This is a genomic window from Mucilaginibacter ginkgonis, from assembly GCF_009754905.2.
GTDB lineage: Bacteria > Bacteroidota > Bacteroidia > Sphingobacteriales > Sphingobacteriaceae > Mucilaginibacter > Mucilaginibacter ginkgonis.
Genome location: NZ_CP066775.1, coordinates 3,117,757 through 3,130,123 on the forward strand (window position 1 = coordinate 3,117,757; position 12,367 = coordinate 3,130,123).

Consider the following 12,367-nt stretch of genomic DNA (forward strand, 5'->3'; position numbering starts at 1 on the left):
TTATATAGTAACTCTGACACCGATGGTAATTACCATCGGTGTTTTTTATTTTAGATAAGATGAAAAAAAGCTTCTTTATTTTGATTTTTTTGACCGCGTTGATTCGCTACGACGGTAAATTATTTGCCCAGACAACTTTAAAAGAACAGCGCGCTTATCGCCTTGAGCAAAGGGAAGCGATACAATCAATGGCGCTTTATATACCCTCACAGGAAAGGAAAATTGACTTCTCTAAATTGAATAAAAAAACTGTTTTAAAATTGCTAGGATATCCATTAATAATACACCTGGAAATCGGTGGCGTAGATGATTATAAAGTATTTACTTACAAAGGAGGTAAACTTTATTTCGGTACAGATGGCAACCTTGATAGCTTCGTGATAACAAATGATTCATGGGCTTTACTTTTAAAATTCCGTAACCAAATGTTAAGCCCAATAACAATTGGAACTGAAGTCAAGTATTTGCAAGAAAAATTTCCCTATGGATTAAGTTACCGCAAAAATCATAACAATCCTTATTTCATTCGATTTTTAGATCAAGATGGAACTGTTAATCCATATGAGACGTTAAACATTAAACTAACTCATGGAAAAGTTTCATGGTTAGAGTATGCTTTCAATAACTATTAATTTCGCCTTAAGCACTACAACCCCAATTCCGCTGAAATCTCCAGCATCCTTTCAATGGGCTTCACCGCCCGAGCAATAATATCTTCGGGGACCAATATCTCAGGAATTTCATTTTTTAAGCACAGGTAAAGCTTCTCCAGAGTGTTACGTTTCATGTGCGGGCAGTCATTACATGCGCAATTATTATTAGGTGGTGCGGGAATGAACTCCTTATCCGGGTTATCTTTTTCCATTTGGTGCAATATTCCGGCCTCTGTAGCTACGATGAACTGCTTGTCGGGAGAAGAAGTCGCATACCTTAAAATACCCGTTGTAGAGCCTATATAATCGGCCAAATCTAAAACGGCTTGTTCACATTCAGGGTGGGCCAAAATTTTTGCTTCAGGGTAGCGCTCTTTTAACCTGGTGATCTTCTCGCGCGAAAAGATTTCATGCACCATACAAGCACCATTCCATAATACCAGATCACGGCCCGTTTTTTCTGCTACATAGCGACCAAGGTTTCTGTCGGGCCCAAAGATGATCTTTTGTTCTGGTGACAAACTGTTAACAATACCTACCGCGTTGCTCGATGTGCAAACAATATCGCTCATCGCCTTCAATTCGGCAGTACAGTTCACATAGGTAATTACCAGGTGGTCGGGATAAGCTTCCTTAAATTTCCTGAAAAGGTGTGGTGGGCAGCTGTCTGCCAAAGAACAGCCGGCTTTAATATCGGGTAGTAAAACCTTTTTCTTAGGTGATAATATTTTGGCAGTTTCTGCCATGAAATGAACCCCCGCAAATACAATAATATCGGCATCCGTTTTCGCAGCTTGCTGAGACAAGCCCAAACTATCACCGATATAATCGGCAATATCTTGTATATCTCCTTCCTGGTAATAGTGTGCCAGTATAACTGCATTCTTTTCTTTTTTTAATCGGCTTATTTCGTCGAAAAGATCAAGCGTCGGGTCGATGTATTCGTCGGCAAAACCTTTAACGTTTATTTCTTCTAAGGTATCCATTTCTCACATTCTAATAAAAACAATAGTTTAATATTAATATAAATCCTATTGTTTGTTAAGGTGTTAGTTATGTTGAATGATGAGACTAACTTTTTTTTGAAGTTTCATTTTTCAGCATGTTATCCACACAACACCGCCATTTTTATTTTGTTAAGTTGCTCATTTTAAAACCATTTTATAAAGAGCAAATAAACTTTAAAAACCTTTTTGTTAATTATTTATTTAGTTGATAAATGTTAACGGAGCACTTAAAACATCTTAAAAGTTGCTCATAAATTACGGCTACGATATGCCGCATCAACAGTTATCCACGCTTTAAAAACTTGTTAAATAATTACGCCCACAAAATTAACATCTTTTAAGCTGCTTATAAACAAGAGCCGTACTTTTACACATACACTACTTATAATATGACAAGATCTGTGGATTTCCTGGTGATAGGGTCCGGAATAGCCGGTTTAAGTTTTGCACTTAAAGCAGCTAAACATGGTGAAGTACTGATAGTTACAAAAGCCAGCGAAGATGAAAGCAACACTAAATATGCCCAGGGGGGTGTTGCCGTGGTTGTGGATAAAAAAGACGATTCTTTTGAAAAGCATATAGAAGATACGCTAATTGCTGGCGACGGGCTTTGTGACCGCCAGGTTGTTGAGGCTGTTGTAAAAGAAGGCCCTGCACGTATACGCGAAATTATTGACTACGGTACCAATTTCGATAAGACTAATGATGGTATATATGACTTGGCGAAAGAAGGTGGCCATTCAGAATTTAGAGTATTACATTATAAGGATATAACAGGATTTGAGATCGAGCGTGCACTGCTCGAAGAGATACATAAGCATCCTAACATAGAAATAATCAGCCATTATTTTGCGGTGGAATTGATTACACAGCACCATTTAGGTGAACTGGTTACCAAGCACAGTGACGATATTAAATGCTACGGTATTTATGTGCTAAATCATTTAAATGGTAATGTGGATAAGATCTTATCGAGAATTACAGTAATGGCATCGGGCGGTGCGGGACATATCTATGCTACTACAACTAACCCGACAATTGCTACAGGTGATGGTGTGGCGATGGTTTACCGGGCAAAGGGTAAAGTACGGAACATGGAATTTATCCAATTTCATCCAACAGCATTGTATAACCCGGGCGAATATCCATCATTCCTTATCTCCGAAGCTGTACGTGGTTTTGGCGGAGTATTAAAAAGATTGGACGGTACCGAGTTTATGCAGGAATATGATCCGCGCGGGTCTTTAGCGCCACGGGATATTGTTGCACGGGCGATTGATAACGAGATCAAAAAGTCGGGCGAAGATTACGTTTACCTGGATATCCGTCATCGGAACAAAAAAGACATCTTAGCGCATTTCCCTAACATTTATGCTAAGTGTTTAGATATAGGTATAGACATGACTAAAGACATGATCCCTGTATCCCCGGCGTGCCATTATATGTGCGGCGGGGTTATGGTAGACCATTGGGGACGGTCGTCTATTAACCGGTTATACGCCTGTGGAGAGTGTTCTTCCACCGGTTTGCATGGTGCTAACCGATTAGCATCCAATTCGTTATTAGAAGCTTTGGTATTTGCGCATCGTATTTATGAAGACGCCGTAGTACAGTTTGAAGAGTATAGTGTACCGGCTAATATCCCCGACTGGAATGAGAATGGTGTACAATTATCAAACGAGGATATTTTGGTTACCCACAATGTGCGCGAGATGCAGAAGTTGATGAACGACTATGTGGGTATTGTACGCTCAGACTTCCGCCTCGACCGTGCTATGCGCCGACTAGGTTTATTACATGAAGAAACAGAATCATTTTACAAAAAGACCAAGCTATCCGTTAAACTTTGCGAGTTGCGCAACTTGATACAGGTTTCTTATATTGTGGTAAAGTCTGCGATGATGCGCAAAGAAAGCCGGGGCTTGCATTTTACCACAGATTATCCTGAACATGCTGCCGTATTGGAGGATACGGTCTTTTAGATGAGAGCGGAAAACGGGATTCGAACCCGCGGCCTTCAGTTTGGGAAACTGATGCTCTACCAACTGAGCTATTTCCGCTTATTGATGATTTAAGGTAAATATAAATTTATTAATTCAATAGAGCTGCAACCGTTTACCTTTACACTTTTTACCGTTCACCCGATAGTATGCCATTGATCTTGCCTGTAAAAAATAAAAACCCTGGTTGGGGAAACGATTGCTTTATTGCTGATAATTGCACTATAGTTGGAGATGTAACTATGGGCAACAACTGTTCCGTTTGGTTTAATGCTGTTGTGCGCGGAGATGTCAATTATATTAAAGTTGGAAACAATACCAATATCCAGGATGGAGCGGTAATACACGCTACTTATTTAAAAGCGGCTACTGAGATTGGTAATCATGTTTCTATTGGCCACAACGCTATCGTTCATGGCTGCACGCTGAAAGATCATACATTAGTTGGTATGGGTGCCATTATAATGGATCATGCAGTGGTAGAAGAGTATGTGATAATAGGGGCGGGGTCTGTGGTGTTAGAAAATACTGTTTGCGAGAGCGGCTATCTTTACGCCGGCACACCTGCAAAAAAAATAAAGCCTCTTACTGATGAGCAAAGGGCTCTATTAGACAAACTACCGGATAACTACGTGATGTATTCCGGCTGGTTTATGGAAGGTTAGATTCGCGCGGAACATCGATAGACTCTTCTGTTTCCCAGTTAGCACGTAAATTTATTTCTTTTTCATAGATCCATATTTTCTCCGGTTGGCGGCCTCCTTTCACAGATCCGCTGTCCCATATGTCGTTACGGTTATCATCATAGATAATGCGTACGCGATATTTTCCAGTCAGAAAATCCTTTAAAACCACAGCTGTATTTTTAGTCATACTGACAGTTCTTAAAACCTGTTTTTGGCTGTTCAATACCTGGGCAACGTAGGCCCTTGTAGTATCGGGTACATTTAATTTGATCGTTAATGTCCCGTAATTTTCTGTCTTGTTAACCGTAAAACGTTTAAAAGTTTTTTTGTTCTTGTCGCCATAAATGTCTGTTACGGCATCTTCATTTATAGTTAGCTGATAATCGGATTTTTCTCTAAACCGATATTTCAGGTTGAGAAGCTTAAGATTGTTAGCGTCTTTTTGAAGGGTAAAGTTAACCGGTACAGAATCTTCAGTTAGTGAAAATTGCCCCTGATCAAAACTTTCTAAAGGCAAAATCGAATTGATCTGTAAGTCGCTACCCGGTTTAAGCCTGCCGTCGTTATCCAGGTTATATCTAAATGTTATTATACGTGTAAACGTTTCTTTGCGGCCTTTCTTCTTCGTAATTGTGTCTAGTGCTTTGCCATTATCAAAGAAAGCTACACGCAACGAGTCGAAGTCCATATTCCGTAAATAAACCCTTGCTGAATCTTTTGTCTTGCTGAACTCTACATATTTTGACTCATCCACACCAGGGGGGTAAACAACTTTAACCGAGGGATTTGTCAACGGCTTATTGAACGTAAAGGCAAGCTTACCATCTCCGTCAAAGTTCCTGTCAACCACTCGAAATTTTTCGGGCTGCTGTTTAAATAATTTCAACACGATCCCGGATGTATCTTTGGTAAGGTGTATAGGGTTTTTCAAAAAGCCTATAAGTTCCTGGTCATTATCATATATCTTATTTGGGCTGGCTTCTTTGAGCGCGTAAATGCGATAATAACCATCGTGCAAATTGTTGATCGAGAAATTACCTGAGCTATCAGTAGTTGCAAAAATACTCGGCTTCTTTTTGCCAAACATAACACTATCTTGATTTAGGGGAAAAAGCATTACGGTTGCTTCTTTTTCCTTTTCGCCGGTTTCTACATTCGTAACATTACCCGCAACAGAAAGTGAATCGATGTGCTCACCGGTTGAAAATACATAAGTGAAGTTTTTCAAAACGTTGCTTTCATTTACGTCGGCGATTGCCTTCCCAAAATTTAATGTGTAAGTAGTATTCGGCTGTAGCGTGTCGCGTAAATTAATCACCAACTTTTTTCCACTGATCTTGTACTCAGGCGATTTCTCCATCGCGGGGCTCATTACAATTTCTGAATACTGATTTGACAATTTAAAATATTCGTCAAACTCTATCGTAATGTTTTTTGCGTTGAAGTGACGTGTCATGTCAGCAGGAGTTGCCTTCAACAATTTCGGCGGAGTACGGTCTCGGGGGCCGCCTTGAGGTTTTTGGATACTCGCACAGCTAAATAGCCCAATACATGCCATTAACAAGCATGAAAAAGTCGGCAATAATGAGCGAAGTTTATTTAAGGGCATTTTTAGGCTTTATAGCGCGGTTTACTCTTTTTTAGTATTGGGTTATCAAAAATAAAAAATAATGCCTCTTAAACAGTATTTTATAATTTATTGATTTACAGCTATTTATATACTATTTAGACAGATGAACCATTAAAACGGAAATATCTGATGGTGATACGCCAGAAATTCGGGAAGCTTGGCCTAATGTACGGGGCTTTATCTTCATTAATTTTTCCCGGGCTTCTTTTGAAAGCGAATGCAACTGCTGATAATCAAAATTTGGGTTGATGTCATTATTTTCCATCTTGCGCATACGGTTCACAATGTCCATCTCCTTTTCAAAATAACTTTCGTATTTGATCTTTATTTCGGCCTGCTCTATAGTTTCTTTATCGTACTTTGAAAGAAGATCCGCCAACGGGGTGTCAGCTTTCACCAAGTCTGTAAAAGCAACCTGCGGGCGGCTCATCACATTAAATAGTTTAACGTTTTGTGAGAGCGGGGTAGTGCCTAATTCCTCTAACAAGTTATTTACAGTCGAGGGTTCAATTGAACGGCCTTTAGTATAAGCCACTATATGGTCGGATTCGGCAATTTTATCATTTACTTTTTGGAGGCGCTTGTCGCTGATCAGACCTAGTTTATGCCCAAGCGGACTTAAGCGAATATCAGCATTGTCTTGTCGCAATAACAAACGGTGTTCTGCACGTGACGTAAACATGCGGTATGGCTCTTCTGTACCTTTAGTAACGAGGTCATCTATAAGTACCCCAATATATGATTCGCTGCGCTGCAGTATAACTTCATCGCCGCCATGCACATTTTGGTGAGCATTCATGCCGGCAATCATACCTTGCGCTGCGGCTTCTTCGTAACCTGTAGTACCGTTTATCTGGCCGGCGAAGAAGAGATTTCTGATTAATTTGGTTTCAAGCGTTAAGCTCAGTTGAGTAGGCGGGAAGTAGTCATATTCAATTGCATAACCCGGCCTAAACATTTTCGCGTTTTCAAAACCCGGTATTTTAGTGAGAGCGCGGTACTGTACATCTTCAGGTAAAGAAGTTGAAAATCCATTAACATAGATCTCCACTGTGTTGAATCCTTCGGGCTCAACAAAAATCTGATGCCGGTCGCGTTCAGCAAAACGATTGATCTTGTCTTCGATAGATGGGCAATAACGTGGGCCCAAACCTTTGATGCGCCCGGTAAACATTGGAGATTTTTCAAAACCCTCTTTCAAGGTGTCATGAACTTCCTGATTGGTGTAAGTTATCCAGCAGCAACGCTTTTCTTTAGGGATTTCTACATCTGTGTAAGAGAAGCGACCAGGGTTTTCATCACCCCATTGCTCTTCCATTACACTGTAGTTTAATGTCCGACCATCGATTCGCGGTGGGGTTCCGGTCTTCATTCTGCCGGCCTCAAAGCCTAATTCAACTAACTGCTCAGTAATGCCGGTTGCAGCCTTTTCGCCTGTGCGACCACCGCCCATACGTTTCTCACCAATATGGATAATTCCGTTTAGAAAAGTACCATTGGTTAATACCACGGCGTCGCTTTCTATTTCAGCGCCTAAAGACGTTTTTACTCCGCTCACCTTGCCGCCTTTAACAATAAGCCCGCTTACCATGTCTTGCCAAAAATCAATGTTTTGTGTATTTTCTAAAGCAAGACGCCATTCTTCGGCAAAACGCATGCGGTCATTTTGTGCCCGCGGGCTCCACATTGCGGGCCCCTTTGAAAGGTTAAGCATGCGGAATTGTATAGTTGTCTTATCTGCAATAATGCCCGAGTAACCCCCTAAAGCGTCGATTTCTCGCACTATCTGGCCTTTAGCAACGCCGCCCATTGCTGGGTTGCAACTCATTTGTGCAATGGTGCCCATATTCATGGTGACCAATAGCACGGATGAGCCCATATTGGCTGCAGCAGCGGCGGCTTCACAGCCGGCGTGCCCGGCCCCAACAACTATAACATCGTATTTCTTAAACATTCTTTTATTAAATGTTCCACGTGGAACATTACAAAATTAATCTTTATCGTTTGATGTTCCACGTGGAACACCGAATAATGACAGTATAGCGAAGGTTGCCCAGATAGCTTCCAATACAACGAATGGATAGAACTTAATTAAGATAGATGAGACACAACAAAGCATTGCGCCTATAAAGTTCATTAGGGTGTATGCTTTGCTTTGCGCAGGAAGCTTTTTATAAAGATTCAACAAAAAGGCTATCAATAATATGATAACGCCTGCCGATGCTAAAACGTCTGATAATTTCATTTATGATCTTTCTGATAATTCTAACCAGCGCATAGATTTTTCATCCATATTGTTAGTTAGGTTTTGTATTTGCTGAGCGGTTTCCGACAGTTCGGTGTGATCTAAACTACCCGAATTTAACATCTCCGTAAGTTTAGATATTTCTTTCTCGATCGATGCTATATCGGCTTCTAAAGTTTCTAATTCTTTTTGCTCTTTAAAAGAAAGTTTGATTTTATGTTGGTCCTGTTTAATAGCAACCGGAGTTGGTGCGGCGGCAATCGGCTTTTTATCAGCTTTTGCTTCTGAATCCATATCTAAGCGGTAAGAAGAATAATTGCCATTATAGATATCTACGCTGCCAGTTCCCGGCAATACAAATAGTTGGTCAACCAATTTGTCCAATAAATATCTGTCGTGCGATACCAATAGTAGAACGCCGGTATAGCTAATCAAAAACTCCTCAAGTACATTTAAAGTGTCGATATCTAAATCGTTAGTCGGCTCATCCAGTATCAAAAAGTTCGGGTTCTGCATTAAGATGCGCATCAACTGCAGGCGTTTCTTTTCGCCACCGCTCAAATTAGTCACTAAACCATATTGCTTATTAGGCGGAAATAAGAATTGGGTTAGCAATTGTGACGCTGTAATCATCTTGCCGTCGGCCATAGTGATAAACTCAGCCACGTTCTTGACAATGTCTATTACGCGTTCGTCTTCTGCAAAAGAAATCCCAGCCTGGTTGAAATAGCCCATTACTGTTGTCTCACCTTTATCAACTTCGCCAGTATCTGGCTGCAGATTTCCTGTAATTATATTTAACAATGTAGATTTACCACTGCCGTTCTTTCCTGCAATGCCTATTCGATCCCCTTTTTTAAAGACATAACTAAAATCTGTGAAAGTTATACGATCGTCAAAGCTTTTACCAATATGATCCAGCTCCAGAATTTTGTTTCCCTGGCGGGCGGTCTTAATACTTAACTGAACTTTGTCTTTTTGACTAAGTTTAGTCTTTTCCTCAAGGTCGTAAAATGCGTCTATACGGGCCTTCGACTTCGTTCCGCGTGCCTGTGGTTGCCTGCGCATCCACTCGAGTTCTTTTTTTAGTAATTGCGTGTTCTTTTGATATTGTGCTGCGTCTGTTGCGTCCCGTTCAGCTTTCTTTTCAAGATAGTACTGGTAATTGCCCTGATAAGTATAAAGCTTTACATTGTCTATCTCAATTATCTCGTTACACACGTTGTCAAGAAAATACCGGTCGTGCGTAACCATAATGATGGTTTTACCACCATCGGTCAATAGTTTTTCCAGCCACTCAATCGTATCTATATCCAAATGGTTTGTAGGCTCGTCAAGCACATATACATCAGGCTCTTGTATCAGCATGCCCGCAAGCGCTAAACGCTTACGCTGGCCGCCGGACAACGTGCCGATCTTTTGCTGTAGGTGATGGATATCAAGTCTGCCCAGAATTTGTTTTATCTCATATTCATAACTCCAGGCGTCGGCCATACTTAATTCTTCAGCGATCTTATTTATAGCTGCCTCATTTGTAGGGTCATTATCGAGCAGTTCCTCGTATTGACGGATTAATTGCTGTTGTTCGTTGTCAGCACTGAAAATAAAATCACTAATAGTCGCATTACCATCAAACTTAGGGTCTTGATCTAAGTAGCTTATCCTCAAATCTTTAGCTCTTACTGCTTTGCCTTCTATTGGCACGAGCTTACCCGACAATATTTTCAACAAAGTAGACTTTCCCGCTCCGTTAACACCAACGAGTGCAACACGGCGGCCTTTATTGATGCCTATAGTAACATTGCGGAACAGCCATTTGTCATGGAATGAGTGACCTAAATTTTCTCCTGATAAATATGTGCTCACGCTAAGTTTTGTATATGATCTGATGGATGGATAAACAGGCCGGCTTCTGTTGAAAGCGATTGTTGAAACATAGCCTGTGCAACAGTTTGCGCAGTTATACTGCGGTATTTCTTTAAACTCCCAATAAGTATGGGATCTACCATTTTCATTAAGCCGATCACAAACATTTCCATCGGCCGTGATTGTTTGCGGCCGCCTTTTATCACAGATGGCTGGTAAATGTGAGTGGACTTAAGTCCTAAATGAGCTAAAGCAGACTCCGTCTCGCCCTTAAGCTTAAGATAGAAGTTTGATGAACTGATGTCAGCGCCAATCGATGAGATGTAATGCAGCTGCTGAGCGCCGTTATTTTTAGCTATATCTGCCAGCAAGGTTGTGTACTTGAATTCGATCTTTCGATATTGCTCGGGGTCTGGAGCCTGGGTTTTTGTGGTGCCCAGGCAGGAGAACAAAACGTCTCCATTTATAGCCGCAGCGTGCTCATGTAGCTTATCGAAATCGATGATCAATTGGATAAGCTTGGGGTGTTGCACAGCAATTTCTTTACGAGTAACCGCTATAACCTCTTGATATTGAATAGAATGCAATAACAGCTGTAATAAATTACTGCCCACTAATCCTGTCGCCCCTGCAATTATTGCCCTTCTCATGATAGTTTGCAAAGGTATGAAAACTTAGCATGAGGCTGTAAGGCATTGGTTCTAAAACAGATGCAATTATTAATGGACATTGCGTGGTTTTTAAGAATTGCAAATCTCTGATTGATAAAACGATACTGATTAAAAGGGCCCACGAAATAAAAAAGCCCCGCAAAAATGCGAGGCCCTCTTAAAAATTGCGTATTACAATGCGCTGGTGATCTTCGGATCAAGTGGTGTCACTTGTGATCTGTAGCGGTGAATTAATTTGCCATTTTCATCGATCAGGAATTTCTCAAAATTCCATTTAATATCACCTGTAAAATCAGGGTTTGGAGCAGTAGTTAAATATTGAAATAGAGGATCTATATCCAAACCCAAAACACTTACTTTTCCGCTCATAGGGAAGCTAACATTAAAATTGTCGTGACAAAACGTTTTAATATCCTGATTGGTACCGGGCTCCTGGCCGCCAAAATTATTTGCAGGAAAGCCAATGACAGTTACTTTGTCTTTGTACTGCTCTGCGAGCGACTGCAAATCTTTATACTGTTTAGTAAACCCACACTTGGATGCAGTGTTAACGATAAGGATCTTCTTGCCTTTATATTTGGATAAAGAAAGTTTTCCGCCATCAATGTTGTGCAGATTTTTAAAATCAAAAATTGATGATGGAGCTGATACGAAAAGCAGGGCGAATAATAGTGCTAAAGTTTTCATGTTTTATTTGATCTGATAATTATCGGAATGAGCCAATTTGAATGGCCCGTAAATGTACGTAAAAATCAGGCGGACAATTCTTTATACTTTGCCAAATAAAAGTCTTCTTTTTGCGTCATTAGTTTTTTATCAGCGGGTTTCTTGTCTTTGTAACCGCATAAGTGCAAGGCTCCATGAATAATTACGCGGCAGAGTTCGTCTATAAAAGATACTTCAAACTTTCCGGCATTCTCCGTTATCCGCTCAATGGAAATAAAGATGTCACCGGTGATGTGTCCCTCTTTTTCAGAGTTGTCAAACGTAACGATATCTGTGTAAGTATCGTGATTTAAATATTGGCGGTTTATCTGTATCAGGTAATCGTCAGAACAGAAAATGTAATTAAGCTCAGCTAATTTGTAACCCTCCGCTTCGACAGTCGACTTGATCCAGCTTTTCAGCTTAAGCTTACCCTTTAGGTTTATCGAAACATCCTCTTCAAAAAAGTTAATGGCTGGCATTAGATCTTAAAGTGAAGTTCTACTTCATTGCCCTTTGTATTAAAAATGCATTGATCTGCTAAATGCTTGATAATGAACACCCCACGACCGGTTAGCTTCTCAATATTTGATGTATCTGTAGGGTCTGGTAAATGGCTGTAATCAAAGCCATCGCCTTCGTCGCTTACGGTCCAGATGAGGGTGCGGCCATCTATCTCAACATTAACGAATACCTTCTTATTTGGATCGAAATCATTGCCATGTATAATTGCGTTCATAACCGCTTCATTAAGGCAAGTCATCATATTGGCGAAGGTATCATCACCAACCTGTAATTGGTCGGCAAGTTTTTCAACCAGGTTTTCAAGTTCGGTAATACTCTCTGTCACAGACGGGAGCTGCAAAGTATAAAGCTTAGCTCCTTGTACATTAACCTCTTGCAT

Annotated in this window: 12 protein-coding genes and 1 tRNA gene; 3 read left to right on the forward strand and 10 right to left on the reverse strand. The window is 40.6% G+C overall.

The annotated features are described in order from the left end of the window. The first annotated feature begins 59 nt into the window (after window positions 1-59). Window positions 60-632 carry a hypothetical protein gene (locus tag GO620_RS14475; RefSeq protein WP_157524479.1) on the forward strand — a complete coding sequence of 191 codons (573 nt, stop codon included), beginning with the start codon at window positions 60-62 and terminating at the stop codon, window positions 630-632. 14 nt (window positions 633-646) lie between these two features. Here GO620_RS14475 and nadA read toward each other — a convergent pair whose 3' ends face one another. Then, window positions 647-1,639 (reverse strand): quinolinate synthase NadA, encoded by a 993-nt coding sequence (gene nadA / locus GO620_RS14480; protein ID WP_157524480.1) that lies wholly within the window; start codon window positions 1,637-1,639, stop codon window positions 647-649. A 410-nt stretch (window positions 1,640-2,049) separates the two neighbouring features. On the opposite strand from nadA, the gene nadB reads away from it, so the two are divergent. Continuing rightward, window positions 2,050-3,642 (forward strand): L-aspartate oxidase, encoded by a 1,593-nt coding sequence (gene nadB / locus GO620_RS14485; RefSeq protein ID WP_157524481.1) that lies wholly within the window; start codon window positions 2,050-2,052, stop codon window positions 3,640-3,642. A gap of 5 nt (window positions 3,643-3,647) precedes the next feature. Here the strand turns inward: nadB and GO620_RS14490 are convergent. After that, window positions 3,648-3,720, reverse strand: a tRNA-Gly gene (locus tag GO620_RS14490). A gap of 89 nt (window positions 3,721-3,809) precedes the next feature. On the opposite strand from GO620_RS14490, the gene GO620_RS14495 reads away from it, so the two are divergent. Further along, window positions 3,810-4,325 (forward strand): gamma carbonic anhydrase family protein, encoded by a 516-nt coding sequence (locus GO620_RS14495; protein ID WP_157524482.1) that lies wholly within the window; start codon window positions 3,810-3,812, stop codon window positions 4,323-4,325. Here the strand turns inward: GO620_RS14495 and GO620_RS14500 are convergent. From GO620_RS14500 to GO620_RS14535, 8 genes are all read right to left on the reverse strand, one after another. After that, on the reverse strand, window positions 4,312-5,802 hold the full coding sequence (locus tag GO620_RS14500) for an Ig-like domain-containing protein (protein WP_244139417.1): 1,491 nt from the start codon (window positions 5,800-5,802) through the stop codon (window positions 4,312-4,314). The two genes, GO620_RS14495 and GO620_RS14500, sit on opposite strands and share 14 nt — an antisense overlap. A 265-nt stretch (window positions 5,803-6,067) precedes the next feature. Beyond that, a complete protein-coding gene (mnmG, locus tag GO620_RS14505; RefSeq protein WP_157524484.1) occupies window positions 6,068-7,930 on the reverse strand; it encodes a tRNA uridine-5-carboxymethylaminomethyl(34) synthesis enzyme MnmG in 1,863 nt (620 codons plus the stop codon). A 36-nt stretch (window positions 7,931-7,966) separates the two neighbouring features. Beyond that, complete coding sequence (locus GO620_RS14510) at window positions 7,967-8,221, reverse strand: CBU_0592 family membrane protein (RefSeq protein WP_157524485.1); 255 nt, start codon at window positions 8,219-8,221, stop codon at window positions 7,967-7,969. Next, the gene (locus tag GO620_RS14515) at window positions 8,222-10,087 is read right to left on the reverse strand and encodes an ABC-F family ATP-binding cassette domain-containing protein (RefSeq protein ID WP_200230238.1); all 1,866 of its coding nucleotides are present in this window, start codon (window positions 10,085-10,087) and stop codon (window positions 8,222-8,224) included. It abuts the gene before it with no gap. Beyond that, window positions 10,084-10,737 carry an NAD-dependent epimerase/dehydratase family protein gene (locus tag GO620_RS14520; RefSeq protein WP_157524486.1) on the reverse strand — a complete coding sequence of 218 codons (654 nt, stop codon included), beginning with the start codon at window positions 10,735-10,737 and terminating at the stop codon, window positions 10,084-10,086. The genes GO620_RS14515 and GO620_RS14520 overlap by 4 nt, the downstream gene beginning before the upstream one ends. A 192-nt stretch (window positions 10,738-10,929) precedes the next feature. Continuing rightward, on the reverse strand, window positions 10,930-11,445 hold the full coding sequence (locus GO620_RS14525) for a glutathione peroxidase (protein ID WP_157524487.1): 516 nt from the start codon (window positions 11,443-11,445) through the stop codon (window positions 10,930-10,932). Between the two features lie 65 nt (window positions 11,446-11,510). Then, entirely contained in the window at window positions 11,511-11,945 is a 435-nt protein-coding gene (ybeY, locus tag GO620_RS14530; RefSeq protein ID WP_157524488.1) for an rRNA maturation RNase YbeY, read from the reverse strand. After that, window positions 11,945-12,367, reverse strand: coding sequence for an ATP-binding protein (locus GO620_RS14535; RefSeq protein WP_157524489.1), 423 nt, complete (start codon window positions 12,365-12,367; stop codon window positions 11,945-11,947). Before GO620_RS14535 ends, ybeY begins: the two co-directional genes overlap by 1 nt.

Bases quoted from the DNA above. Each gene is read 5' to 3' on its own strand.
- GO620_RS14510 (WP_157524485.1), bottom strand. From the start codon at position 8,221: ATGAAATTATCAGACGTTTTAGCATCGGCAGGCGTTATCATATTATTG.
- GO620_RS14475 (WP_157524479.1), top strand. From the start codon at position 60: ATGAAAAAAAGCTTCTTTATTTTGATTTTTTTGACCGCGTTGATTCGC.
- ybeY (WP_157524488.1), bottom strand. From the start codon at position 11,945: ATGCCAGCCATTAACTTTTTTGAAGAGGATGTTTCGATAAACCTAAAG.
- GO620_RS14535 (WP_157524489.1), bottom strand. From the start codon at position 12,367: ATGCAAGAGGTTAATGTACAAGGAGCTAAGCTTTATACTTTGCAGCTC.
- GO620_RS14495 (WP_157524482.1), top strand. From the start codon at position 3,810: ATGCCATTGATCTTGCCTGTAAAAAATAAAAACCCTGGTTGGGGAAAC.
- GO620_RS14500 (WP_244139417.1), bottom strand. From the start codon at position 5,802: ATGACACGTCACTTCAACGCAAAAAACATTACGATAGAGTTTGACGAA.
- GO620_RS14520 (WP_157524486.1), bottom strand. From the start codon at position 10,737: ATGAGAAGGGCAATAATTGCAGGGGCGACAGGATTAGTGGGCAGTAAT.
- mnmG (WP_157524484.1), bottom strand. From the start codon at position 7,930: ATGTTTAAGAAATACGATGTTATAGTTGTTGGGGCCGGGCACGCCGGC.
- nadB (WP_157524481.1), top strand. From the start codon at position 2,050: ATGACAAGATCTGTGGATTTCCTGGTGATAGGGTCCGGAATAGCCGGT.
- GO620_RS14525 (WP_157524487.1), bottom strand. From the start codon at position 11,445: ATGAAAACTTTAGCACTATTATTCGCCCTGCTTTTCGTATCAGCTCCA.
- nadA (WP_157524480.1), bottom strand. From the start codon at position 1,639: ATGGATACCTTAGAAGAAATAAACGTTAAAGGTTTTGCCGACGAATAC.